Origin of the sequence: Comamonas suwonensis (assembly GCF_012844455.2) — a bacterium.
GTDB lineage: Bacteria > Pseudomonadota > Gammaproteobacteria > Burkholderiales > Burkholderiaceae_C > Comamonas > Comamonas suwonensis.
In genome coordinates this window covers 49,400-74,721 of the sequence record NZ_JABBCQ020000016.1, presented here as the reverse complement: position 1 = coordinate 74,721, position 25,322 = coordinate 49,400, and the positions used below count along the sequence as shown (strand labels likewise).

The following is a 25,322-nucleotide window of genomic DNA, read 5'->3' as shown; positions in this document are numbered from 1 at the left end:
TGAAGCGTGCAGAAAATAACTTGCTGCACTTTCATTTTGACGCCGGAATTTCTGGTTAGAATAGCGGCTTCAAACACGGAGCGGTGGATGAGTGGTTTAAGTCGCACGCCTGGAAAGCGTGTGTGGGTTAATAGCCCACCGCGGGTTCGAATCCCGCCTGCTCCGCCAAGTTTTAAAATCAAGTTGATCACACTTGATTTTTTACTTCAGAAATGAAGTATTCCGGTATCGCGTGGAGCGGTGGATGAGTGGTTTAAGTCGCACGCCTGGAAAGCGTGTGTGGGTTAATAGCCCACCGCGGGTTCGAATCCCGCCTGCTCCGCCAAAAACAAAAAGGCCTTGAAGAAATTCAAGGCCTTTTTTGTTTTTCGATTCATACCCCGCATTAGCGAGGCATCAGAATTAAAGACCCATGCCCAGAATCGAATTGTCGGCATGCAGCTCGCTGCCGCTCATGACACTGGATTCATCGCTGGCCAAGAACAGCACGAGCTGCGCGATGCGCTCAGGCATATAAGCGCGGCCACCACGATTGCGCTTGGCGTCATGCAGCACCATTTCCTTTGACACGCCCTTGGGCAAAGACGCCTGCATCATTGGCGTATAAATTCCGTCAGGGTGAATGGAGTTCACGCGAATTGCATAGCCCTGCTTGCGGCAGTTCAACGCAGCAGCGCGCGTCAGAGCCGAAACTGCGGCCTTGCTAGCGCTGTAGCCCGCATATTGCTCAACCGGCAACCAACTCGACACTGATGCCATATTGATGATGGAGCCGCCGGCCTCCTTCATTGCAATAATTCCTTGCTGGCAACCGAGGAAGACCGATTCGGTGTTGATCTTGAGTAAGCGGCTAAAGTCCTCGACTCGCCCAGTCTCTATATCACCAGGCAGCAAAATACCTGCGTTATTGACCAGCACGTTGAGCGTGCCCATGCGCTGCTGCACGGCAGCCATAACGCTCGTCCACTCCACTTCACTGCTCACGTCGTGGCGGACAAACATGGAGCGCTCACCCAGTTCCGCGGCCAGCTGCTGACCCACGGCTTCATTGATATCGCTGAATGCCACTTTGGCACCTTCACCCAGCAGCAGCTTCACGACTTCCAGACCCACACCACTGGCTCCACCTGTGACCAAGGCCACCTTACCCTGCAAACGATTTGCCATTACCTGTCTCCTCTTGATTTTTTCTCAGCCCTCGACGAGCTATTTTTCAGACCATAAAAAAGGAGGCGCAAGCGCCTCCTACCTTGAAAAACCAATAGCTCGCAGCCACTTCAAGGCATGCCAAAAGCTATTAACCATCTTCATGCTTGATCAGTTACCTGCATTACGAGCCGCCTGAGGCGTGAACATGGATGCATCCAGATTGCCCTTGTTCAAGATCGGACCCAGCGGACGCTCCTGGAACAAGTTGTAAGCCACATAGGCGCCCGAATTCAGGTCGTGATAGAAGCTGGTGCCGGCATGCCAGACATTCGCGTCAAACGCGTAGTAATAGTTAACCAGACCGTACTGCCACAGCTGCCCACGTGCATCGTAGAAATCGCTCATGACAGCTTGGCCTGTATCCTCATCAAGGAACAAGACGCGCTTGCCGTACATATGGCGGTAGCCGGATTTCAGAGTGGCTTCCAGCACCCAGACGCGGCGCAGTTCGTAGCGCAGGAAATCTGGACTCGCATGGCCGGGCTTGAGCAAGTCAACATACTTCACGGTATTGGCGTGAACCTTGTACGCATTGGCAGGAACGTAGACCTCCTTCTTGCCCAACGACTTCCAGTTGTAGCGCTCCGGTGAGCCATTGAACAAACGATCAGAGTCAATCGTCAGCTTGCCACCGGTGCCAGACAAAGGCTGGTCAAAACCGTATTCGGGCAACTGGCGTACGCGGCGGGTGCCGGGGTCGTAGCTCCAACCCAGTCGTTTGTCCTTGCCAAAGTCCAGAGGCTCGGCAATCACGCTCACACTGCCTTTTTCGCGCTCAGGCAGCTTGGTGATATTGATGGTCTGAGACATCGCACCCACCAGCGGCTGACCCGCTACATCGACCGCCTGAACAGGGCTGAGGGCCTTGTTATCGGCACGCCCGTAAACAATGCTTTTATCGGCAAAAACAATGCCGTTATCGCGCAACGTTTCTTCGGTGTAGGCACGCGAAGGCAGCAAATTATTGAATGCCAGCTCTAGACCATTCTTTGGAATGGGAAACGGCAGCGCACCCTTGACGGCACCAGTCACACCCAAACCATCGGAGTTGACCACAGCATCCTGAGCATTCTTCTTGGCAGAAGCGCAGGTCGCATCTGTAAAGCGGAAGTCCCGGTGACCGGTGTACACAGGGATACGGAAAGTCTGAGGATACCTGGCAAACATCGCCTTCTGACCTTCAGTCAAGCGCTCTGCATACTGGCTCAAATTTTCAGCCGTAATCGTGAACAACGGCTTTTCATTCGCATACGGATCTACCGGGTGCTGCCCCGTATGCGGCGTGTACTTTACACCCGCTGGCACACCCAGCCATTTACCAGTGAACTCCGGCACCCCACTGGCCGTCCCTGCTTTTTCGCCGCCCGTGCAATTGAGCGACTTACCCAGTTTTGCAACCTCATCCGCCGTTGCTTTGGCCCACACTGAACCTGTGGCCAACACTCCCACTGTCAAGGCCGCCAACAAACGGGGCGCCATACCAACCTTCATGCCTAGTCTCCTTGAATGCATTGCTTGCATTTGTTGTTGCTCAAACTCTCATCGCGCACACTCACCTCTACGTACTACGTACTTCGGAAGCGCCGAAATCATTGTTCGATTGACAGCACGCACAGGCATCGTCAATTGGGACTAGCGCATCCAGACCTCTTGCCGCCCCACCACAGCGAAACAAAGCAGGCACAAAAAAGCGGGCCATTTGGCCCGCCTCTTAAAAACCCCAATTCAGCGTTCAGCGCTTGATACCAAACACACCCAGCATCTGCTCCGTCTGCTTTTGCATCTGCTCCTGCATTTGCGTGAGCACCGTCTGCGACTGCTCCATATAGTTGCCCATCATGGCTTGCATGGCTGGGGGCTGCATGCTCATGAACTGCTTCCAGGCCTCGGGAGCTGCTGCTTGCGACTGGCCAGACAGTTGGGTCTGCAAGTCCGTGAACATCTGCACGTTTTTCTCGATATACGTACCCATAAAGCCCTGCATGGCGTGGCCGTAAAAGCGAATAATGTTGGCCAGCATCGCTTCGGAAAACATGGGAGCACCGCCCGCTTCCTCTTCCAGAATGATCTGCAGCAAGATAGAACGCGTCAGTTCTTCATTGGTCTTGGCATCCCGAATCACCACATCTTCGCTATCCATCACGAGTTGCTTAACCTCAGCCAGCGTGATGTAGGAAGAAGTTTTCGTGTCATACAGACGCCGATTGGGGTATTTCTTGATGAGCCGCTGCTTTGCCGCATGAGCTTCGCCCTCTGTGTTCTCTTGCATCGCAAGTCCTTTTTAATTGGGGATCGGCCCCGTTATCCATTGAGCTATTGCAGTGCAACAGATTTTAGGCAGTGCATGGAGCAGCAACGGCAAGCAGTAACCCTGACGGGCTGCGCTGTATCAACAGCAACAAAGATGTACCGTTTTCACCTACACAAACCCATCTTTGCCATTTATTCACAAAAAACAGGCTCCGGTCTTGCAAAGAAACCCTTGCAGAAGGTTTACAGTGCCTGCGTTGTTTGACGAAAGGTTAACGAATGAGTTTCACAAAAACACGTCACGCTCTTTGCCTGAGCACCTTGCTGGCCACTGCTGGCTTCATGACCGGCGCACAGGCACAGGCACAGACCGACGCACCCGCAGCCGACAACGCCAAGGCTGCCGCCCCCACCGCAGCACCAGCTGCCCCTGCCAACGTCGATGCACAAGCCGCAGATGCGGCGCTGCGCAAGCGTCTGCAAGCGGTGGTGACAGCCATTGAAGGCAAGTCCAAGCTGGCCGCCAGCAACTTCAATGAAGAGTTCCTGAAACAGTCGCCCATCGACAATGTGCAAAAAGCACTGGAATCGATTCGCACGGGTGTCGGCAGCTGCCAGGCAGCAGGCCGCATGGAAAGCACTACGCCTCTGGCCACCAGCGTTTTGCTGAATTGCACCAAGGGCTTTGTGCCTATGGAACTGGCTGTGGAGCCTAAGCCCCCCTACCGTATTTCTGGTATTTTACTGCGCCCAGCCTTCTGGAAATAAGCGCTAATAGCTATCAAAAAAGGAGCTAACAGCTCCTTTTTTCTTGTGCGCAATGGCTTAAATCACCACCGGCTCTGGCTCTAGCCGAATGCCAAAGCGCTCATAAACACTGGTCTGAATAGCACCTGCCAGCGTCATCACCTCTCCGCCGCTCACGCTACCCTCAGCGCTATGGCGGTCGCCACGGTTGACCAGCACCAGCGCCTGCTTGTCATAGACGCCCGCCCGCCCCATGGTCTTGCCTTTCCAGCCACAGGCATCAATCAGCCAGCCAGCAGCCAGCTTGATCGAGCCGTCATCCATGGGGTAGTGCACGATTTTTGGCTCGCGCGCGATGATGTCCGCGCACTGCTCGACCGTTACTGTGGGGTTTTTGAAGAAGCTGCCCGCATTGCCAATGACATCGGGGTCGGGCAGCTTGGCGCTGCGAATTTCGCAAACCCATTCAAAAATCTGCTGAGCCGTGGGCTGCGCAATCCCTTTTTCCGTCTGTTTTCGCTGCAAGTCCAGATAACCCAGATCAGGCTGCCACACCTTGGGCAAGGCCAGTCGCACATGCGTAATCACGGCCCGTCCTTTGAGACCCAGACCACGCGGCACAGCCGCAGAGCCCGTTACCGGCCAGTACTTGGGCTGTGCAGGTGCATGCTTGAACACGGAATCGCGATAACCAAAAGCACACTGACCAGCGTTCAGACTGAACTGTTCACCGGTGACCAAGTCAACCGCATCCAGCGAATCAAAGCGATCCTGCAACTCCATCCCATAAGCGCCAATGTTTTGCACCGGTGCGGCACCTACCGTACCGGGGATCAGAGCCATGTTCTCCAGCCCTGTGTAGCCCTGAGCCAGCGTCCAGGCCACCATGTCGTGCCAGCGCTCGCCCGCGCCGATCTCGACAACCCAGTGTTTGTCTGTCTCATGCAGCAGCCGCATGCCCATGATTTCCATCTTGAGCACGACTGGAGCCACATCACCCGTCAATACGACATTGCTACCGCCGCCAAGGACAAAAACCGGCTGCCGCCCCCAGAGGGGATGGGCCAAAAACTGGCGAATATCATCCTGGCTACGAATACGCACCAAGGTTTCAGCGCGCGCGGCAATGCCAAAGGTGTTGCAATGCTGCAGGGGAACATTTTTCTCGACTAACATCCATCCAATTGTCGCACTGCGCCCACCTCGCTGCTGGAAACCAGCGCATCACAGGCTGGCGCTCTGTGGCTGTTTACTGCTCTGATACTGATAGGAATAAAACCATGCCTTCTTTTGACACTGTTTGCGAAGCCGACTTCGTCGAAGTAAAGAACGCTGTCGACAACGCCTCCAAGGAAATTGGCACCCGCTTTGACTTCAAGGGTACATCGGCCGCCGTCGAGCTCAAGGACAAGGAAATCACCATGTATGGCGATGCCGAGTTTCAGCTCCAGCAAGTCGAAGACCTGCTGCGCAACAAGCTGACCAAGCGCAATGTGGACGTGCGCTTCCTGGACATTCAGAAGGCCCAAAAAATCGGCGGCGACAAGGTCAAGCAGGTCATCAAGGTCAAAAACGGTATCGAGTCCGATCTGGCCAAGCAACTGCAGAAGCTGATGAAGGAAAGCAAGCTCAAGGTGCAGGCGGCCATTCAGGAAGACAAAGTCCGCATCACCGGTGCCAAGCGCGACGACCTGCAGGCTGCCATGGCATTAATTCGCAAGGACCTGGCTGACCACCCCCTGTCGTTCAACAACTTCCGCGACTAAACAATGATCCGCCCCCTGCGCAGCTTTGCTGCTTTCCCCTCTCTCGCTTCGCGGGAAGGGAACGACACCTGCGCTGCGGGGCAGCCCTTGCAGAGTGCCTCTCACCGGCGTCACGCGGGGCTCATGCTTATCGCCACGCTGGCAGTCAGCAGTGCCTGGGGGCAATCCGTCGCATTGACCGGCGTACTGGGCAGCAAGGCCCTGCTGGTGGTGGATGGCAGCACGCCCAAAGCCATTGCAGTCAATGAAAGCCACAAGGGCGTTCGTCTGCTGCAAATCAATGGTGACGCCGCCGTAGTGGACGTCAAAGGCCAGCGCCAGAACCTGCGACTGGGCGAGGCACCTGTCAGCGTGGGCAGTCGGGGCGGCCAGGGCGGTGGCTCACGCTCAGGCAAGCTGGTGTTGATTGCCGATTCCCGGGGTCACTTCATAGACCGGGGAATGATCAACGGTAAAACCATGCAATACATGGTGGACACCGGTGCCAGCACGATTGCCATTGGCCGAGCCGATGCAGAACGCCTCGAACTGCCTTTCCTCAAAGGCGCACCCATGCTGATGCGCACAGCCAACGGCACCGCGCAAGGCTGGCGAATCAAACTCGACAGCGTCAAACTGGGCGACATAGAGCTCCGCGACGTCGATGCCATCGTCGCCCCTGAATCCATGCCCTATGTGTTGCTTGGCAACAATCTGCTGGCCCAGTTTCATATGACTCGCAAGGGCAGCGAAATGGTGCTGGAAAAAAACTAAGATCCGCCCAAGTCCCTCTTCATGCACGCACGCTACGACGAACCTTATGAGGACCTGCTGGGTCTGTGGTCAGACCTGGAGTCCGCCCTCTCCGTTCTGCTGACCGATCCGCTGCGCATTCCGGGTTTCGCCATCAAGCTGCATCAGATTGATCTCTGGCTACAGGACCTCATCACACAAGACACCGACGCTGCGCTCTACCTGATGTTTCAGCGCGCCAGCTCAACCACCGTGGGTTACAGCTCCTCGCATGCTGTGGTCTGCGCAGGCCTGTGCCATATTCTGGCGAAGGCGCTGAACCTGCCTCAGTCAGAGCGCGATACGCTGATTCATGCCTCGCTGACCATGAACATCAGCATGACGTTGCTGCAAAACCAGCTGGCCGAGCAACGCGCCCCGCTCAGCAGCACGCAAGCCGAAGCCGTCAAGCAGCACCCGCAAGAAAGCCGTCAGGTCCTTGAGCGCCTGATGGTGCGCGACACCCTCTGGCTGGAGACCGTTCAGCACCACCATGTCGTGCTGCCGCCCGCCCCGCTGGCGCAGTTGCCGCCGCTGGCGCGTCTGGTTCGCATTCTGGGCACGGTTGATCGCTATGCCGCGCTGATCAGCCCCCGTAAAACCCGTAGCGGCCGCTCGGCCCTCGAATCGCTGCAAATCCTGCAGCAAGGCCAGCAATATGCCGATGAGGTCAAACAGGCGCTGATCGATGTCGTCGGCCTTTATCCGCCGGGCACCTATGTGCAGCTCGATAACGGCGAGGTGGCCGTGGTTCTGCGCCGAGGCAAAACCGCAGACGAGCCCCAGATTGCCAGCGTGATTGACCGCGATGGCTCAAGCCTGTACCCGCCCATCTGGCACCTTGATGGGCGCAGACCCGCCATTCAGTCCGCCTTGGCGCGCTCATCGCTGACGCTGGATCTGGACCTGCGTTCCATGGCGCAGCTAGGCGGACACAGCTCTCGCGGCAACGCGGCGCTCAATCGCGTCATCAAGCTCCCCGGCAGCCAGCCTAGATAACTCAGGTCACGCCATCAAAAGCGCTTTTAGCCTTGCGCCGCCAGCAGCCCAGCGTGGTGACCCCGGGTAAAGGCTTCTTCCAGCACCGAATAGCCCGCCCAGTCAGAGTGCGCAAAGCTGAGCCTGGCCGTACTAGGGGTTGGGAGGCCTTGCACTTGCTCCCCATTCAATAGCTGCTTGCGCTTATTAATATTGGATTTGAGAGCAATTTCACTCAAAATTTTCTGATCACCAGGGCGCGGAATCGCCATGGCATGACCATAGCGGGTGATCTCCATGCGCGTAGCGCGTAGCAGCAAATCGGCGTGCGGCTCGCTCAGGGTGTTCACAATCCGGTCGCGCCAAAAGGCGAAGGGCTGCGCCATCAACTGCTTGCGCCCATCCGCCCAGTCGCCCAGCGCCTGGTAGTAGCTCAGCACCGTGGGCTGGCGGCTGACGCGGTCCAGCCGCTGATTACCCGCATCCACATAACCCAGGCCACCCTGATTGCCGTCCTGGTACAGCACGTTGTCCCAGGCAGGCTCCGCGCCGGGGTAGTCGGCCAGCGGACTGGCTATATGAATATTGGCCACCAGCCAGGGCGCCCAGTGCAGCCGGCCCGCCACCGTTCGCAAGAAATCAGGAGGGTTGCGCAACACGCGGGCCGCGATAAACGTGGGCAACGCCACCACGCAATGCCCCGTTAGCCAGCGCTCATGCTGCTGACGACCGTGGTGATAGGTGTCGATCTGCACGCCGCGGGCATCTTCAGTTATCGCCAGCACGCTGCAATCCGTCTGCTGCTGCGTGCTTTTCAGCCCTGCGACCAGTTGCTGGGCCAGCCAGCCATTGCCCTGCGGCCAGGTCAGCACCTGCTCGCCCAGCTCCTCGGCTTCATGTTCAGACTCTTGGCGCGGTGCATGAAAGCCGTGACGGCTGGCAAAGTAATGAATGCCGGCCCAGGCCGAGACCTGGGCCAGCCCCGCCCCAAAATCATCACGGCAGCAATATCCCAGATACCAGAGCAGGCGCTCGTCATCCAGCCCCTGCTCTGCCAGCCATTGCTCAAAACGCTGCGCATCCAGCCTGGCATGCGCCGCTGGCAACTGCCCTGCGCGCTGCCAGACGCGAATCGAAGGCATGGCAAAGGCGGCGAGGCTCATGGCCTCGCTCACCCGCTTTTCAAACAGCGCATATTGGTCCAGCGTGCGCTGGCTTACCCCGTGCACGGGTAGCAAGCCCTCATGCCATGTACCTTGCCAGAACAAGCGTTCCTGCGGGCTGTGGCATAGATAGCGCTCGTCATAACGCCAGCGGCCAGAGACGCGCTGGCGCACGCCCAGCTGCTCCAGCCAGTCCTGCACCTCATGGGCATCATCACCGGGCACGGGCAGGTAGTGCGCACCCAGCGGGCAGGCGATGCCTTTGATCTGCCCGCCCTGACTATTGCCGCCCATGGCAGCTTGTGTATCCAGCAAGGCTGCGCCCTGCACACCGGCCAGCTCCAGCGCCCGTGCGGCTGCAAGCCCGGCCATGCCGCCGCCCGCAATCACCACCGGAGCGCGGTGCACTACGGTAGGCGCAGGCAAATCCAGCCCCTGCGCCAAGCGCTGCCAGAAGGGGCGCAGGCTGTGGCCGCGCTCAAGCGCCGTGCCGGTAAAGCCGCCTGGCAAATCATCAAGTTGGGGGGGCACAGGCTTGCAGCCCGACAGACCCAGGGCCGCAGCACCCGCCCACTGCAAAGACTGGCGGCGATTGATGGCAAACCCCGCCATCAATGCTCTACCTTGCCCCACTCGCGCTCATAGGTGTTGACCAGCACCTGATTGGACAGGCGGTTCACCTCGGCAGGCACGCGTGCCATATCGAGCGGAAAGTCAAACATCAGGCGCAGAGTGGGCATAGTCAGGTAACGCATGCCTTCGGGCAGGCCGGGCGGTTCGCGCCAGGGACGATGACTGGCCAGCACAAAGCCCCACTCGCCAAAACTGGGCACATGGGCGTGATAAGGCTTGGCCGTCAGTCCCACGGATTCAATGGTCTGCACCACCGTCCAGAAGCTGTGCCGCGCAATCAGCGGCGATGTGGTCTGCACCACGGCATAACCACTGGCCGCAAGGCGCTTGTCCAGCAGCGAATAAAAGCTGTTGGTAAACAGCTTGCCAATCGCAAAATTGGTGGGGTCGGGGAAGTCCACCACGATCACATCAAAGCTGTCCTTGCTCTCCTGCAGCCAGTGAAAAGCATCGGTGTTGACGGTGCTGACTCGTGGATCATTGAGCGCATTACCGTTGAGCGCCGTCATCATGGCGTTGGTACGAAACAGATCGGTCATGGCCGGGTCCAGCTCCACCAGCGTGACGGCTTCTACGCTGGGGTACTTGAGCACCTCGCGCACAGCCATACCGTCGCCACCGCCCAGCACTGCTACTTTCTTGGGCGCACCATGCGCTGCCATGGCAGGGTGTACCAGCGCTTCGTGATAGCGATATTCATCACTCTGGGCAAACTGCAGATTGCCGTTCAGATACAGGCGCGCGCCCTGTCGACCCTGCGTCACCACAATGCGCTGATAGGGCGAGCTGCTGCTCAGCACAATGCGGTCTTGATAGAAATGGTCATCGGCCAGCTTGGTCAGCTGGTCGGCCCCAGCAATGCCGCCGCCCAGCGCCAGCAGCACCAGCGCGCAGGCCCAGACATGGGCACGCAGATTACGCAGTTCGTGCTTGAACAGCACCAGCGCCCACACGGCAATCGCCGCATTCATAAAGCCAAACAGCAAGCCCGTGCGCACCAGCCCCAGCTTGGGCACCAGCACAATCGGAAAAGCCAGCGACACGGCCAGTGCGCCCAGATAGTCAAAGGTCAGCACCTTGGACACCAGATCCTTGAGCGAGGCATTGCGCTTCAAAATGCGCATGACCAGCGGAATCTCCAGCCCCACCAGCGTGCCCACCACCAGCACCATGCCGTAGAGCAGAAAGCGGAAGGCGCCCGGCGCATAGGCATTGGCCAGAAACAGCACCGCAGGCAGTGCGCCGCCCACTAGCGCCACCATCAGCTCCACCCGCAAAAAATGCGCCGGCAGCTGGTCTTCAAAATAACGCGACAGCCATGAGCCAATGCCCATGGCAAACAGATAAGTACCGATGATGGTGGAGAACTGCAGCACCGAATCGCCCAGCAGATAGGACGCCAGTGCGCCCGCTGCCAGCTCATAGAGCAGACCACAGGCCGCAATCACAAACACACTGGCCAGCAGCGCCACATCAATAGGCCGCGGCCCCAGCTCCTGCGGAGCGCCGCCCGGCTCTGCCTGCGTCGAAGTCATCAAACGTACTTTCTGTCTAAATCAACCATCCAAAAAACTGGGCGCACAACTCCCAAGGGACAGCAAGCAAGGGCCGCCCCGCAGCAATGCTGTCGTCCCCCTCCGCGAAGCAGAGAGGGGGAAGCGGCAAAGCCGCTCAGGGGGTGCTATCAATGAATAGCCGCAGCCACAATGATGCTGATCCCCAGACACATGGCGGCCACCACCATGGCCAGCGCCTTGTTGTGCTTTTCCACAATTTCGGCCCACATGTCCACGGGCGTGATCTTGTCAATGATGATGAAACACAGCCAGAACACCACCACACCCACCAGAGCGTAGAGGATGGAGCCGAAGAAGTTCTGGGCGCTGAACCAGTCAAAATTCATGATGTCTCTCCTGAAATAAGGTTTGGGGCTGCCACGCTTATTTATGGCTGCCGCCCGAGGTGTAACCGCCGTAGGAGCCGCTGCTGGAGCGGCTATAGCTGCAATTGGGATCTGTGCGCGGGTCGCAGTTGGGGCTGGACATGCAGGCCCGCAAAAACGGCAAGGTGAACAACAGGATGAACAGCCAGAACAAGATCGTGCCCCAGCTGAAGCCGCTGCCCGAGACGGGGCTGACCTGAGAGCGATCCTTGAGCTTGCCTATGCCAAACGCCTGTGCGATGGACTCTGCCGACACACGCTGTCCATGGGTCCAGGTCGTTTCCTGATTCGCTGTTTCCAGCGCCAGCGTGTTTTGCTTGCCGCCATGGGCATAGTCCACATTGCTGGACTTGGCGCCCTTGAACACCGGCCAGTAAAATTCGCCCTCGGCGTATTCGGTCACAGACAGATAAGCGTAGTCGCGCTGGTATTTGCGCTGCAGATACGTGGCCGTGGCGCCGTTCTTGCTGAGCTTGGGCGCGCCGTTGATGACGCGGGCCGTGCTCCAGCCATCTTCTGAATCGACGATGAACGAAAAACCGGCTTTCTGGTTGTAGAGCAGGTACTCGTCCCACATGAAGCTGTCGTCTTCATCTTCACCCATGCCCCGGCCGCTGCGGCGTTGAAAGCCTACCACCTGCCACTTCAGGCCATCCAGCTTGCCCTGACTGCCCAGCGCTATCAGCGGACGTATTTTCTTGCGCTGCTCGGCAAAGCTCAGCTCGCCGCCCATGCCCTGAGACATGTCAATCAAGCTGCCACAACTCGGGCAGCTCATGGCCTTGGTGGTGTCAAAGCGCACCGGAACCACTGCACCGCACTTGGGGCAGTTGAAGTGGCGGCCTTCTTCCTTCTTGTTGGCGCTGCTGCGCAGACCCTGCATCTGCAAACTATCCAGTGCAATCGCAGCACCCAGACTGAATGCGGGTGCCTTGCCGCTGAAGTCGATGGAGAGAATCTGGTCTTTCTCGTTGCGCAGCTCTACCAGCTTGAAGCTTTTTCCCAGCTCCGGCAGTTGGGCCAGTTCGCCCTGCGCGGCCAGCAACTGGGCGTCTTGAATGCTGGTGACGGTAAAGGCATCCGCCCCCACCTTCATCTCGCGCCCCATGCGCCATTCGCGCGCATTGAAGGTCGTCACATTCCAGCCCGGTGGCTGCCAGGGTACTGAGAAAACAAAACTTCCACTGTCTTCACTCAGCCAGGCCAGATCCCCGTTGCTGAGCCTGGCCACCCATTCAGACCAGTTGCCGGCCCCACTCTTGTACTGAGTACGGCCTACCAGGGTAAACGGCTCGGGCTTGCCGTTGCGCTTGACCATGCCCGAAGCCCCCAGCTTGAGCGGGCTGTAGTCCTCAAACACCTCAGCCATGGAGCCAATGCGCTTGAGCGTCTCGCCATCGCGCACCACGGTGCTGCGGCAAAACTCGCAGACGGCAAAACTCGATTGCGCACTGGTGAAGTGAACCGGTGCGCCACAACCAGGACAGGGCGCGCTGTAATCACGCTGCGATGGGCTGGACGCCATAAGGGAGTGCTTTGCTTGGTGCTATTGAATAGGGAGCTGCTTGCGCCCCGTCTGCCTTGGGTTTCTTGATAAAACCCTTGATTCTTCAAGAGCCAGCGCCTTAGCGGCGCTTGCCCTTGCCTGCTTTTTTACCCGCCGTCTCGGCAGGCTTGGATTCCTCGGCTTTTTTCTTGCCCAGCCGGGATTCCTTGCCAGCGATCAGGCGCTGAATGTTTTCACGGTGGCGCCAGACCAGCAAAATTGCCATCACCACAATCGCGGTCGTAATGGGCGGCTCGGCGTCCCAGACAATGCCGCTGCACAGCACGTAGTACACCGGCGCAAAAATCGATGCGATCAGCGCCGCCAACGACGAGTAGCGGAAGAACACCGCCACGATCACCCAGGTCAGCGCCGTCGCCAGACCCAGCCAGCCGCTGATGCCCAGCAACACGCCCAGTGCAGTCGCCACGCCCTTACCGCCCTTGAAGCCAAAGAACACGGGGTAGAGATGACCCAGAAATGCGGCCAGACCGACCAGGGCCAGGGTGTTATCACCCAGACCGAACTGCTCGCCAAACACCTTGACCAGCAGCACGGGCACAAAGCCCTTGAGCGCATCCAGCAGCAGCGTCATGACCGCGGCCGGTTTGCTGCCAGAGCGCAGCACATTGGTCGCTCCGGGGTTGCCGCTGCCGTAAGTGCGCGGATCATGCAGCCCCATGACGCGGCTGACGATGACGGCAAAGGACAGGGAGCCGATCAGATAAGCCGCAACAACGGCAATCACAGGATAGAGGGCGTTCAACGAAATTCCTCGGCCAGAGTCTGGCACTGAGAGCCGCAGCTTCAAAAATGATGCGACTCTTGTTGTTGTTTGAGTTTTTACCTACCGGGCCCATTGCCCGCCAAGCCGGCCCCTATTCTGCCAGCGCGCAGTGCACCGGCTGGGCATTGAGTAGCCGGGTACAAACCTCAGGGGCCAGTTGCAGCAGATAACCGCGCCGCCCGCCATTGATGGCAATGCGGGGCAGCTCCAGAATGGTGTCCTCGATATAGACCGGCATGTCGCGCTTGGTGCCAAAGGGCGATGTGCCGCCCACCAGATAACCACTGTGGCGGTTGGCTACTTCGGGCTTGCAGGGCTCCACGCTTTTGGCACCAATCTGGCGGGCCAGATTCTTGGTGGACACCTTGCAGTCGCCATGCATGAGAACAATCAGCGGCTTGGCGTCCTGGTCTTGCATCACCAGCGTTTTGACCACCATGTGCTCGGTCAGCCCCAGCTGCTTTGCCGACTCTTCGGTACCGCCATGCTCAACGTACTCGTAGGGGTGCTCGGAAAACTCCACCTTGTGGGCCTTGAGCATTTGCGTGGCGGGGGTTTCGCTCACATGGGCGTTTTTGTCTTTTTTGGCCATGATTCAAATTTGATAGCTGCTAGCGCTTATTGGATTTACGCTAGCAGACATTCTTACTCAAAACTGCACCGTCTCAAACCGCCGGATCACGCATCTCCCAGCGGATGGCGTCAATCTCGGCCAGCAGCTCTGGCGAGAGCTGGGTGCCCCATGCGTTCAAGTCCTCATCCAGCTGCGCTACCGAGGTCACGCCGATGATGGTGCTGGCCACCTGCCATTTGGTATAGCAAAACGCCAGCGCCATTTGCACCGGCGTCATGCCATGTTTGCGGGCCAGCGCGTTGTAGCGGCGGGCGGCAGCCAGCGCATCGGGGCGGCCCCAGCGCTGCTTTTGTACCGATTCATATTTGCCAATGCGTGAATCCTTGGGCGCACCCGCGTCTGCCGGGGCAAACTCATCAAACTTGCCCGTCAGCAGACCAAAGGCCAGTGGCGAATAGGCCAGCAGCGACACATTCAGACGATGGCAGGTTTCGTCCAGGCCGTTTTCATAGCTGCGGTTGACCAGGCAATACGGGTTCTGCGTGCTCGCCACACGCGGCAGGCCATGCTGCTCGGCCAGTCGCACAAATTCATGCACGCCATAAGGGCTCTCGTTCGAGAGGCCGATATGGCGAATCTTGCCCTGCTTGACCAGACCGGCCAGCGCCGCCAGCTGCTCATGGATGGGGGTGGCCGAGGTTTCCTTCGTGGGGTCGTAATACATGGCACCGAAGGCGGGTACGTGACGTTCGGGCCAGTGAATCTGGTAGAGGTCAATCACCTCCGTCTGCAGGCGCTGCAGGCTGGCATCGCAAGAGCGAACAATGTCTGCGGCCGTCATGCCCGTGCCTTCGCGAACCCAGGGCATGCCGCGCGTCGGGCCGGCCACCTTGGTGGCCAGCGTGAGCTGCTCGCGCATTCCCGGGCGGGCCTTGAGCCAGCGTCCGATGATGGCCTCTGTCGCGCCAAAGGTGGCGGCGCGGGCGGGCACGGAATACATTTCGGCGGTGTCGAAAAAGTCCACGCCGCGCTCCACCGCGCGGTCCATGATGCGATGGGCCTCGGCCTCATCCACCTGCTCGCCAAACGTCATGGTGCCCAGACAGATGGGGCTGACGCGCAAGTCACTCTGCCCCAGAGCGACAGGATTCATGGAAAGGCGATGGTTTTGAGCTGCAGAAGTCATAGCCATCAGTTTATGGCCTGAGCCTGCATAACCACGGCAGCCCCCGTGTTTTTGCTGACGCCCCTCTGTCCCGTCTGTGTCCCATGAACGACGGCGCTGGCGGCCACAACCGCAATAATCAAAACAACGGAGACATCATGACAACGCACAACCCCATCGATCAGAGCACCGCCACCACGCAAACGCCCTACCAGCCCCGCCGTCAGTGGCAGTCGCAGATGCTGCCGGTACGCAATATGCATTACCACCTGCGTCACTGGGAGCCCGCTCAGATCAACCCCGATCTGCCCGTGCTGGTGCTGGCCCATGGCTGGATGGATGTGGCCGCCTCGTACCAGTTTGTGGTGGATGCCTTCAGCGAAGCCTTTGCGCAGGGCCGTCGCATCGTCGCCCACGACTGGCGCGGTTTTGGCCTCAGCCGCACGGCCCAGCCTTGCGACAGTTATTACTTCACCGACTATCTGGCCGATCTGGACATGCTGCTGGAGCAAATCTCGCCAGACCGCCCCGTGGATCTGGTGGGTCACAGCATGGGCGGCAATATCTCCTGCATGTACGCAGGCGCGCGGGCTGAGCGGATTCGCCGCTTTGTCAATCTCGAAGGGTTTGGCATGCCCGAAACCGCTGCCAGCCAGGCCCCAAAGCGGCTGGCTCAATGGATGGATGAGTTGCGCGAGCAACGCGCGGGCGGCATGACCCTGGCCCCTTATGCGAGCGTGGAGGCCGTGGCCGACCGTCTGCAAAAAACCAACCGCCGCCTGCCGCGCGACAAGGCGCTGTGGCTGGCCCACCACTGGGCTGCGCCTGATGAACAGGGCCACTGGCGCATTCTGGGTGATGCATCGCACAAGATCACCAACCCCTATCTGTACCGAGTGGATGAGGCCCTGGCCTGCCTGGCCTCCATCACCGCGCCCACTTTGTCGGTAGAGGCGTCTGACGACAGCCTGGGCCAGTGGCACAAGGGCCGCTATTCGCTGGCCGAGTATCACGAGCGCCTGACGCATATTCCGCAGTGCGAAATAGCCGTGGTACATGATGCAGGCCACATGCTGCACCACGACCAGCCAAAGGCCGTTGCCAAGCTGATTGAAGATTTTTTGCGCTGAAGTTTTGCTATAGCTACATGAGCTTTTAGCGCCTGTATTGAATGGGTTTCAGACTATTTATGAGCTGAAACCCATGAATATCTGGTGCTAACAGCTCATATCTTCATAGCAACACACTTCAATGCTTTGCCAGCTTTTGCGGCTGCAGCTCCAGCACATGGCGCCAGCGCGCGGGCTGCATCTGCAGTTGACGATAGCGGCCATCGGCCCATTCCTGGCTCATATCGCCATAACGTCCTGACAGCGCCAGCCCGCTCTGCCCCGTCTGGTAAATGAACTGCGACGACTCCAGATCGCCCAGGTCATAAATGGCGCGCAACGACGGCGCATGGCGGCTGACAAAGCGCCCGCCCAGCAGCTTCTTGGCACCCGCAGCTTTCACATCCGCAGGCAAAGGGTTGGCGTTGTACTGACCGACGTTGACCGTATAACTATCCCCGCCCGATGGCACGCTGACATTGAAGATGCCCGCCAGTGCCGCCACCGACCCGAAGGGCTTGTGTGCGCTCAGCGCCGGGTGCGCATCGCCCCAACGCCACTGGCCTGGATCGCTGCCGTAAGCAGCCTGCAGCTTGTTCAATGTGCGGGTCAGCGCCTCGCTTGCCTGCTGCTCGCAGCTCAGCGGTGCGCACCACCACGCATCGTTGCGCGCCAGAATGCCTTCCAGGCCGGCGCGAAAATCGCGCTTGCCATAGGTCATGGCAAAGCGCTGCTCGCCAATGCGGGGGATGACGATGCCGCGCGTCAGCTCATCCACCCAGACCGAGAAAATCAGCGGCTCGGGGCGTGCCTTGTCCATCTGCCCCTCAAAACCGGCCAGCAACTGCTGAGCCTGCGCGGCCAGTGGGTGGCTGGATTGTGCGTTGCGCAGCGCGGGCAGCAGCGCTTGCGTGGCCAGCGACTGTACGTCTCCCTGCAACGCCGCCATGCTGGCTGTGTCATGCTGGTTGCTGGCCGCCAGCGCCTGCTCTATGCGTTGGTAGCGGTAGGGCAGGCTCCAATCCTGCGTCAAAAAATGCGCATAGCCGGGCTCGGTCACACGCTGGTTAGCGGTGGCCACAAAGCCGCGCGCGCTGCCGTCATCCTGAGGGGTCTGGTCGTAACTCAGCCAGCCCTGCCAGTCATAGCGCGCATCCCAGCCGGGGGCCGGGGGCCGGGGCCACGCCGCGCAAGTCATGCGCGCTTGATCGCACCGGCACCTTGCCTGCGGCCTTGAAGCCGATATGGCCCTGCACATCAGCCGCCACAATGCTTTGCATGGGTGAGTGGTAACCCGAAAATGCCGCCAGCAGCTGCGCCACCGTCTGCGCGCCATTGGCCTTAAGACCAGCCTCGACCGTGCGGTTGTCTGTATCCAGCGCCGCCCAGCGCAGTGCCAGCGCGTATTTATCGGTGTTGATGACCTTGCCGTATTGCTGCTGCGCATCGCTGACCACCGGGCCATGGCGCGTGCTGCGCAGCGTCACTTTCACATCGCTCTGGCCTTTGACCTTGAAGACCTCCTCACGCATGCCAAATTTTTCCCAGCCCGTAGGGGTGCGGTACTGGCTGGCATCTGCGGGGTTGATCTGTTCAAGATACAAATCTTGGACATCGGGATTGGTGTTGGTAAAGCCCCAGGCCACATGAGCCGTTCGACCCAGCACCACAAAAGGCATGCCGGGCAAGGTAGCACCCGTCACATCCAATGCGCTCAGGGAGCTGCCGTCAGCCGCCTTGCCGCCCGGCGACTGCAGGCGGGCAAAGTACCAGATAGCCGGCGCGCTCAGGCCCAGATGCGGGTCGTTGGCCAGCAGCGGTTTACCGCTTTTGGTTTTGCTGCCTGCGACCACCCAGTTATTGCTGCCCAGCCCATCATTGGTGCCCATGTCTCGCACCGCTGCGCCAGCCCATTGCTGCAGGGCCGATTGAATCTGCTGCGCTGGGACGGAGACTTTTTGTGGTGCATCCGCGTTGCGGTACACGCCCAGCTGCCGATAAAGCTGGGCCAGATCAACCGCCGTCGCCGGCGACTCACCCGGGTAAGCGGGCATCAGTTGCCACAGCTGCTCGGTGCTCAAGACTTGAAGCAAATTGAGCCGCGCAAATTCATTGCCCCAGTTGCCTCCCAGATCCAATGCCATCATCAACGCCCAGCCGACGGTGTCTTCAGGGTCCCAGGCCGATGGCCCACCCGCCCCGGCCTTGGTGCCCAGCAGAAAAAATTCAGGTGCCATGGCCTGCGAAGGTCTGGCGTAGAACGCAGCAATGCCGTGGCTGTAAACCTGCAGCGACTCCTGCACCGATGGCGGCAGAGCCTGGTACTGGCGGCGGGCGGTGCCGCGAATATCCAGAGCGCGCATGAGTTGGTCCAGCTCCAGCGTGGCAGGTCCCAGAATTTCAGACAAGCGCCCCTGCATCAGCCGCCGGTTGAATTCGAGCTGCCAGCCGCGCTCCTGCGCGTGCACAAAACCCAGCGCGCGCCACACATCCTGAGGAGATTGCGCGCTGATATGCGTGACATCCGCCTCATCTCGGCGTACCCACACCTTGCTTGCCAAGCCGGCCAAGGCCATTTGGCCATCCATGCGCGGCTGGGCACGCACGCCATAGACGGAAGCAGCAGCGCCCGCCAGCAAGGCCAGTCCAGTCAATGCGGCCCCGGCGTGAAGTACGCGCCGAGTCCATGGAGCAGATGAAGCCTTGCCCCCTGAGTTTTTGTCTGCCGCCATGTCTCCCATATGCACCTCTTTTACTGGTCTTCTTGCTGATCTGTGCGCAACAACCACATGGCCGCGGCCACAAAGCATGGGTGACAATACCTGTTTGGGCACAGGCCCGGTGTTAGGAATTCAACGCATGTGGCCATTCAGCCTGTTCAAGAAACTCAGCCAAGATCCCCCTGTGGGTCAACCCCGCGGCGACTATATGGGCTGCTATCTTCTGGGCACGCACACCTCTGGCCGTGACGACGACATCAGCTATATCTCGCTGGCTACCACCCGCGAGCAGCTGGGAATAGACGCACGCAAGTATCTGCAGGAATTTTTGCAGCAGCACCCACAGCTCAAAGATTCTGAGCGCGTGGCCCTGCAAGACCTGCTGGAGCATTGGGAAGAGCGCGCTGACGCGCATCTGACCGCAGCCACTGGCAAGCCCCTGGCCGTGCAAGGCGGCAGCGATCTTTTTTTGCGCACCGGCATGCGAGCACGCAAAAAAGAAAAAGGCATTTATCTGGAGTAAGAGCGCTAAAGTCCGCCAGGCCGGCGGATTAAAGCAGTTCTTACTGGTTGAAGTTCAAATCAAATCCGGCATCCGTCAACTGAACCGCACCATCAGCGCCCATCTGCAGCCACCCTTTCCTCACTGCCAGGTCCAGCCCTGCACGTTGGTCACCATCGCTGAGGCCATGCCTTTGCAAATCCGCCGCCAGCGCCTTGGCACTCATGCTCTCTTGCGTGCGCAAGCTCTGCTCCACCACCAGGATGTAGAGAATTTTGTGGGCCGCTGCCTCAATCGTTTGCTCTGCCATGCTCAAGACTCCTGCTATGGGCTTATTGCCCGGTGATTTAGAAATGCGCCGCTGATAGAACTCAGCGCCCAGCAACAGCGTAGTGGCGAGTCACTTTGTGACGCACATCGCATACCCACGCTGGCAGTGAGCATGTCCATGCCGCTCTAATATTTCCCGCACTGTCAGTCAGGTTGCTGGCGCCGCCAATGCGGTGTCGGTGTTCGAGTTGCAGGTCTAAGTATCAGGGAGGTCATCATGGCTCGCCACACCCCTATAGAGCGCTATCGCAATATCGGCATTTCCGCGCACATTGATGCCGGCAAGACCACGACAACCGAGCGCATCCTGTTCTACACCGGGGTGAACCACAAACTGGGTGAGGTGCATGACGGCGCAGCCACCATGGACTGGATGGAGCAGGAACAAGAACGCGGCATCACCATCACCTCGGCGGCAACCACGGCGTTCTGGTCGGGCATGGAGCACAATTTCCAGCCCCATCGCATCAACATCATCGACACCCCCGGCCACGTGGACTTCACCATCGAGGTCGAGCGCTCCATGCGCGTGCTGGATGGCGCCGTCATGGTCTATGACTCCGTGGGCGGCGTGCAGCCGCAGTCTGAAACCGTCTGGCGCCAGGCCAACAAGTACAAGGTTCCGCGCCTGGCCTTTGTCAACAAAATGGACCGCGTAGGTGCCGACTTCTTTCGCGTGCGCCAGATGATGATGGACCGGCTCAAGGCCCATCCCGTGCCCGTCGTCATCCCCATCGGGGCTGAAGCCGATTTTCATGGCGTGGTCGATCTCATCAAGATGAAAGCCATTTTCTGGGACGATGAATCACAGGGCGTGAAATTTGAATATCAGGACATTCCTGAAGCCTTGCAATCCAGCGCCAGCGAGTGGCGGCAGAAGATGGTAGAAGCCGCGGCCGAAGCCACGGAAGCCTTGACCGAAAAATACCTGAACACCGGCGACCTGAACGCGCAAGACATCATCACGGGCCTGCGCCTGCGCACGATAGCGACCGAGATTCAGCCCATGCTCTGCGGCTCCGCCTTCAAGAACCGAGGCGTGCAACGGCTGCTGGATGCCATCGTCGAACTCATGCCCTCGCCGCTGGATGTACCGCCCGTAGAGGGACACAGCGAAGACGACGATGCCAGCGCCACACTGGTGCGCCATGCCAGCGACGATGAAAAATTCGCAGCCCTGGCCTTCAAGCTCATGACCGACCCGTTTGTCGGGCAGCTGACCTTTGTGCGCGTGTACTCCGGCGTGCTGTCCAAGGGTGATCTGGTTTACAACCCGATTCGCAGCAAAAAGGAGCGCATTGGCCGCATCGTGCAGATGCATGCCAACGCCCGCCAGGAAATCGAAGAAATCCGCGCAGGCGATATTGCGGCTTGCGTAGGCCTGAAGGACGTGAGCACGGGCGAGACCCTGTGCGACCCGCATGCCCCGATTGTTCTGGAGAAAATTGCCTTCCCCGACCCCGTGATTGCTCAAGCGGTAGAACCCAAAACCAAGGCCGATCAGGAAAAAATGGGACTGGCACTGGCCCGTCTTGCCGCTGAAGACCCGTCCTTCCGAGTCAGTACCGACGAAGAATCGGGCCAGACCATCATCGCGGGCATGGGCGAGCTGCACCTTGAAATCATCGTGGACCGCATGAAGCGCGAGTTCAACGTAGCGGCCAATGTGGGCAAGCCACAGGTGGCCTACCGTGAAACGATTCGCAAACCCGTAGCCGATGTCGACGGCAAGTTTGTGCGCCAGTCCGGCGGCAAAGGCCAGTACGGCCATGTCGTGCTGACAGTAGAGCCGCTTGAATCAGGCAAAGGCTTTGAGTTTGTGGACGAGATCAAGGGCGGCGTCATTCCACGTGAGTTCATTCCTGCCGTGGAAAAAGGCCTGCGCGAAGCCATGACTTCGGGCGTACTCTCGGGCTACCCCGTGGTGGATGTGCGCGTGCGCCTGACCTTCGGCTCCTACCACGATGTGGACTCGTCGGAACAGGCCTTCAAGATGGCAGCCATTCTGGGCTTCAAGGAAGCCTGCAAGAAAGCCAGCCCGGTGATTCTGGAGCCCATCATGGCTGTGGAAGTAGAGACTCCCGAGGACTATGCGGGCACCGTCATGGGCAATCTATCTTCACGCCGTGGTGCGGTTCAGGGCATGGACGATATCGCCGGTGGCGGCAAGACCATCAAGGCCGAAGTACCGCTGTCGGAGATGTTTGGTTATGCCACACATTTGCGCTCCATGACCCAAGGCCGTGCCACCTACAGCATGGAATTCAAGCGCTATGCGCAAGCGCCATCGCAGGCTGTCAGCGGTGCAGCTACAGCGCAAGCCAGCCGAAAACAAGGTTAGGCAGCACCGCCATCTCTTCCGCTAAAAATGCGGGAGAGATGGCGCGCCGTTCAGACAGAACTCAAGCCGAATGCAGCCACTGCATGGCCTTGGCATCTTCGGTAAACGGAAAATGCCTAACCTCGGCCCCCGAGAAATGCTTGCCCATGAACTCGGCCATACCGGCCAGATGGCTGTCTGTGACCAGAGCCACCTGCTCCACCTGCTTGCGGTGGTCACGCACAAAGTTCATATGAGCACTGAACCCGGCCCAGTTTTCCCAACCGGGAAAGTCCTTGGCCTGAACCATCACACCGTGCAGCTTGGGGTGATCTTCCAGAAATGCGTCTACATCCTGGCTGACGCCGTCGAAATCCTGCTCGGTCAAAGGCCCATGGGGCTCCAGCAGCAAGATTCCTTCAGGTTTCATAAGGGAGTAATTGAGCATGTTCAACTCCTGCAATGAATCATCACTGTACGACTTTGCAGGCACGCTCGCAGCCCTAGACAGTACCCGCGTCGCAGGTTTTTTGACCCGGTCATGGGCAGCCCATGACCTGACTCACTGCCTGAAGCTGCTCTTTCAGCGCCGTGCACAAATCCTCGCGCATGGCGTCCCGGGTCAGCAGCTCCTCGGCGTATAGCGCAGCCCAGTCAATGCCCACACCCAGCAAGGCACCTGCCACGGCTCCGGCAACTGCCCCCGCAGCTGTACCAATGCCAGGCACCACCGATCCCACAGCCGCACCGGCCACCGCAGCGCCTGCCTTGCCCAGCCCCTGCTTGGCGGCGGCTTTGGCCAGCACCTTGCTTGCGGCTTTCATAGAGGTTTTGGCCATGGCCTTGCCTGCGACCACCGCCGCAAAAGCGCCAGCCCCTGTGCCTGCTACTGCACTGGCCGTCAGGCGCTGGCGAGCATTGCCCAGCAAATCCAGTGCGGGCAGTTGAGGCACATCGGCCCGCACCCGGCATTGGTTCGCATCCAGCGCCAGATGGTGGCGAGCCAGCGTTTCCTGAATCTGTTGCTGGCCTTGTGAAAGGACTGCTCCACTTGTCTGGGCCTGCTGCTGCAAGTTCCGCATCCAGCCCTCAAGCCCGGGCGTCGCGCCTAATGTCTCGGTCAGTTTGCTCTGCAAGAACTGACTGACATCGCCCGTCAGCAGGCTGAAGATACGCCCCCACTCTGCACCCAGACTGAAGTACCAGTCCAGATAACGCTCCACTGCCGCATCCAGTTGCTGATTGATGGCCGGAATGCTCTGGCACAGCGCCTTGGCGACTTGCGCCTGCCCTAGTATTTCCAAGGCCTGCTTGCATGTCGCCTCCAGCGTCCCAAGGGTGTAGAGCTGCTGGCCAATGCGCTCGCATTCGATCAGCGGTTTGAGCGCCAGCGGGCTCTCGTGCTGGCGTGCCAGTCCATCCACACTGGCGGTGGTCTGAACCAGAATGCCCAGAACCAGCACCGCCACCAGTGCCAGCAACGGAGCGCTATGCACTGCAGAGCCAGCAGCCTGCGGCGGCCTGGCCTGCCGAAGAATAGCCGCCGATCCTGACGCCCCCTGCATGGCGCTGCCCATGCACAGCAACACACCCACCGGCCCCAACAACGCCAGCAACAGCCAGCGCAGCGCAGGTGTTTGCGGTAAATCGGCCAGCGCACCGCCAGCGATCTGCACAGCCAGCAAAGCATCCAGCCCCCAGCGCACCAGTCCCGAAGGCGCCGCGTGAATTTGACTCAAAGCCACATTCAATACCGCAGGCTCCGTGCCGGTAGAAAGCACACGGCCAAAGTCTTGCTGGCGGGCCATGCCATACAACCAGGCGCTACCCAGAATCCCCAGCAGCAGCCATTGAGCCATGCGCTGGCTCCACGCCCACGCAAAGGCTGAAGAGGAAAATTCAAGGGCCAGCTTGCGCTGCGCCCACCCAGCCCAGGCGACATACAGCAAAGGGGCGCAAGCCAGCAGCGCCCACTCCCAAAATGCCAGAAACCATGATTGCCAGAGCGTTGCCGTGCACAGCAGCAAGGCCAGCACCAATGCCTTGCAGGCTGGCCACCAGCCGCCTGAAAACCAGCGCGCGATGCGCCCCTGTGGTGAAAATTGAAAGTGCAGCAGCTTTTTGCGCAGCATGAAGGCCAGCCACAGGCCCCATGCAGGCAACAGTGCCAGCAGCAATACGGCAAACAGCCAGCCCCATGGCGGCAGCCTTGTCAGAAAGTGAGAAAAACCGGCCAACGCGGCCAACCAGAGCAAGCCCAGAAGCACCGTACGCACTGCCCACAAGGGCATGGCGCGCATCCATTTGGCATCTGGCTGGCGGCTTGCACTCATGGCTGGCTGGTAAGGTCTTCCGCCGATGAGCCTGTGCCGCCTCTGCCCGCTGCCGCAATGCCTCGGGCCATGCGGGCGTTGTAGACGGTCAGGCGGCTCAGGCCCAGCTGCAGGGCCACTTTGGCATCCGATGCGGTGCCGAGCAAGGCGACCGCAGCATCGCTCCAGTCAAAAGCGCCGATGCCTGCAGCGGTTACAGAAGCAATACCCAGCTCACCGCGCTTGGCCACTACGCTGGCTTTGCTGATGCCCAGTTGCCTGGCCAGCTCGGCATCTGACTCGCTGCCCAGCAACGCAATGGCCTCAGGCGTCCACTGAAAGTGTCCAAAAGCCGCAATCCCCATCGCATTGCGCTTGAGGTTCACAGTCTTGGCCGATGTGCCCCAGCGCTCGGCCAACACAGCATCTTTTTCGCGGCCCAGCTGGGCCAGCATCTCATCGGTCCATTGCAATGCAGCTTTGCCCATGCCAGCCCAT

Annotated in this window: 22 protein-coding genes, 2 tRNA genes and 1 pseudogene; 9 read left to right on the top strand and 16 right to left on the bottom strand. The window is 59.5% G+C overall.

Translation table 11 applies throughout. The features are described 5' to 3' along the window. Positions 1-77 precede the first annotated feature (77 nt). A tRNA-Ser gene (locus HF327_RS17025) sits at positions 78-168 on the top strand. Positions 169-234: 66 nt separating this feature from the next. After that, positions 235-325, top strand: a tRNA-Ser gene (locus HF327_RS17020). Between the two features lie 77 nt (positions 326-402). Here HF327_RS17020 and HF327_RS17015 read toward each other — a convergent pair. The 3 genes from HF327_RS17015 to phaR all read right to left on the bottom strand — a co-directional run bounded on the left by HF327_RS17015 (position 403) and on the right by phaR (position 3,478). After that, positions 403-1,167 (bottom strand): SDR family oxidoreductase, encoded by a 765-nt coding sequence (locus HF327_RS17015; protein ID WP_198461532.1) that lies wholly within the window; start codon positions 1,165-1,167, stop codon positions 403-405. A gap of 150 nt (positions 1,168-1,317) precedes the next feature. Next, a complete protein-coding gene (locus tag HF327_RS17010) occupies positions 1,318-2,700 on the bottom strand; it encodes a DUF1329 domain-containing protein (protein WP_198461531.1) in 1,383 nt (460 codons plus the stop codon). 241 nt (positions 2,701-2,941) lie between these two features. Continuing rightward, positions 2,942-3,478 (bottom strand): polyhydroxyalkanoate synthesis repressor PhaR, encoded by a 537-nt coding sequence (gene phaR, locus HF327_RS17005; protein ID WP_198461530.1) that lies wholly within the window; start codon positions 3,476-3,478, stop codon positions 2,942-2,944. Positions 3,479-3,738: 260 nt separating this feature from the next. On the opposite strand from phaR, the gene HF327_RS17000 reads away from it, so the two are divergent. Continuing rightward, positions 3,739-4,227, top strand: coding sequence for a hypothetical protein (locus HF327_RS17000; RefSeq protein WP_198461529.1), 489 nt, complete (start codon positions 3,739-3,741; stop codon positions 4,225-4,227). Between the two features lie 57 nt (positions 4,228-4,284). Here HF327_RS17000 and murB read toward each other — a convergent pair whose 3' ends face one another. Further along, on the bottom strand, positions 4,285-5,382 hold the full coding sequence (murB, locus tag HF327_RS16995; protein ID WP_198461528.1) for a UDP-N-acetylmuramate dehydrogenase: 1,098 nt from the start codon (positions 5,380-5,382) through the stop codon (positions 4,285-4,287). Positions 5,383-5,486: 104 nt separating this feature from the next. Between murB and HF327_RS16990 the strand changes: the two genes are divergently transcribed. The 3 genes from HF327_RS16990 to HF327_RS16980 all read left to right on the top strand — a co-directional run bounded on the left by HF327_RS16990 (position 5,487) and on the right by HF327_RS16980 (position 7,742). Continuing rightward, positions 5,487-5,972, top strand: coding sequence for a YajQ family cyclic di-GMP-binding protein (locus HF327_RS16990; protein ID WP_198461527.1), 486 nt, complete (start codon positions 5,487-5,489; stop codon positions 5,970-5,972). A 123-nt stretch (positions 5,973-6,095) separates the two neighbouring features. Further along, entirely contained in the window at positions 6,096-6,725 is a 630-nt protein-coding gene (locus HF327_RS16985; RefSeq protein ID WP_236024245.1) for a retropepsin-like aspartic protease family protein, read from the top strand. Between the two features lie 21 nt (positions 6,726-6,746). Next, a complete protein-coding gene (locus tag HF327_RS16980) occupies positions 6,747-7,742 on the top strand; it encodes an HD-GYP domain-containing protein (RefSeq protein ID WP_198461525.1) in 996 nt (331 codons plus the stop codon). A 26-nt stretch (positions 7,743-7,768) separates the two neighbouring features. On the opposite strand, the gene HF327_RS16975 is transcribed toward HF327_RS16980, so the two are convergent. The 7 genes from HF327_RS16975 to HF327_RS16945 form a co-directional block, all read right to left on the bottom strand. Beyond that, positions 7,769-9,496: an NAD(P)-binding protein gene (locus HF327_RS16975; RefSeq protein WP_198461524.1), complete on the bottom strand. Its 1,728-nt coding sequence runs from the start codon at positions 9,494-9,496 to the stop codon at positions 7,769-7,771. Further along, a complete protein-coding gene (locus HF327_RS16970; RefSeq protein ID WP_198461523.1) occupies positions 9,496-11,052 on the bottom strand; it encodes a polyamine aminopropyltransferase in 1,557 nt (518 codons plus the stop codon). Before HF327_RS16970 ends, HF327_RS16975 begins: the two co-directional genes overlap by 1 nt. Before the next feature lie 149 nt (positions 11,053-11,201). Continuing rightward, positions 11,202-11,420, bottom strand: coding sequence for a DUF350 domain-containing protein (locus HF327_RS16965; RefSeq protein WP_099736534.1), 219 nt, complete (start codon positions 11,418-11,420; stop codon positions 11,202-11,204). Positions 11,421-11,457: 37 nt separating this feature from the next. Then, positions 11,458-12,984, bottom strand: coding sequence for a DUF4178 domain-containing protein (locus HF327_RS16960; RefSeq protein WP_198461522.1), 1,527 nt, complete (start codon positions 12,982-12,984; stop codon positions 11,458-11,460). Positions 12,985-13,084: 100 nt separating this feature from the next. Further along, positions 13,085-13,771 (bottom strand): glycerol-3-phosphate 1-O-acyltransferase PlsY, encoded by a 687-nt coding sequence (plsY, locus tag HF327_RS16955; protein WP_198461521.1) that lies wholly within the window; start codon positions 13,769-13,771, stop codon positions 13,085-13,087. A gap of 112 nt (positions 13,772-13,883) precedes the next feature. Continuing rightward, a complete protein-coding gene (gene ybaK / locus HF327_RS16950) occupies positions 13,884-14,384 on the bottom strand; it encodes a Cys-tRNA(Pro) deacylase (protein WP_198461520.1) in 501 nt (166 codons plus the stop codon). A 73-nt stretch (positions 14,385-14,457) separates the two neighbouring features. Continuing rightward, positions 14,458-15,519, bottom strand: coding sequence for an aldo/keto reductase (locus HF327_RS16945; protein WP_198461518.1), 1,062 nt, complete (start codon positions 15,517-15,519; stop codon positions 14,458-14,460). Positions 15,520-15,689: 170 nt separating this feature from the next. Here HF327_RS16945 and HF327_RS16940 point away from each other — a divergent pair, with 170 nt between their 5' ends. Next, on the top strand, positions 15,690-16,661 hold the full coding sequence (locus HF327_RS16940) for an alpha/beta fold hydrolase (RefSeq protein WP_198461516.1): 972 nt from the start codon (positions 15,690-15,692) through the stop codon (positions 16,659-16,661). Positions 16,662-16,779: 118 nt separating this feature from the next. Here the strand turns inward: HF327_RS16940 and HF327_RS16935 are convergent. Then, a pseudogene (locus tag HF327_RS16935) lies at positions 16,780-19,381 on the bottom strand (penicillin acylase family protein). A 118-nt stretch (positions 19,382-19,499) separates the two neighbouring features. Between HF327_RS16935 and HF327_RS16930 the strand changes: the two are divergent. Beyond that, positions 19,500-19,883, top strand: coding sequence for a hypothetical protein (locus tag HF327_RS16930; RefSeq protein WP_198461514.1), 384 nt, complete (start codon positions 19,500-19,502; stop codon positions 19,881-19,883). 40 nt (positions 19,884-19,923) lie between these two features. On the opposite strand, the gene HF327_RS16925 is transcribed toward HF327_RS16930, so the two are convergent. After that, positions 19,924-20,172, bottom strand: coding sequence for a hypothetical protein (locus tag HF327_RS16925; protein ID WP_198461512.1), 249 nt, complete (start codon positions 20,170-20,172; stop codon positions 19,924-19,926). Positions 20,173-20,409: 237 nt separating this feature from the next. Here HF327_RS16925 and fusA point away from each other — a divergent pair, with 237 nt between their 5' ends. After that, positions 20,410-22,533, top strand: coding sequence for an elongation factor G (gene fusA, locus HF327_RS16920; RefSeq protein ID WP_198461510.1), 2,124 nt, complete (start codon positions 20,410-20,412; stop codon positions 22,531-22,533). Between the two features lie 61 nt (positions 22,534-22,594). Here fusA and HF327_RS16915 read toward each other — a convergent pair whose 3' ends face one another. From HF327_RS16915 to HF327_RS16905, 3 genes are all read right to left on the bottom strand, one after another. Continuing rightward, entirely contained in the window at positions 22,595-22,960 is a 366-nt protein-coding gene (locus HF327_RS16915; protein WP_198461508.1) for a SpoIIAA family protein, read from the bottom strand. A gap of 91 nt (positions 22,961-23,051) precedes the next feature. After that, positions 23,052-24,845 (bottom strand): hypothetical protein, encoded by a 1,794-nt coding sequence (locus HF327_RS16910; RefSeq protein WP_198461506.1) that lies wholly within the window; start codon positions 24,843-24,845, stop codon positions 23,052-23,054. Continuing rightward, entirely contained in the window at positions 24,842-25,312 is a 471-nt protein-coding gene (locus tag HF327_RS16905; RefSeq protein WP_198461504.1) for a hypothetical protein, read from the bottom strand. The genes HF327_RS16910 and HF327_RS16905 overlap by 4 nt, the downstream gene beginning before the upstream one ends. Between the last annotated feature and the right edge of the window lie 10 nt (positions 25,313-25,322).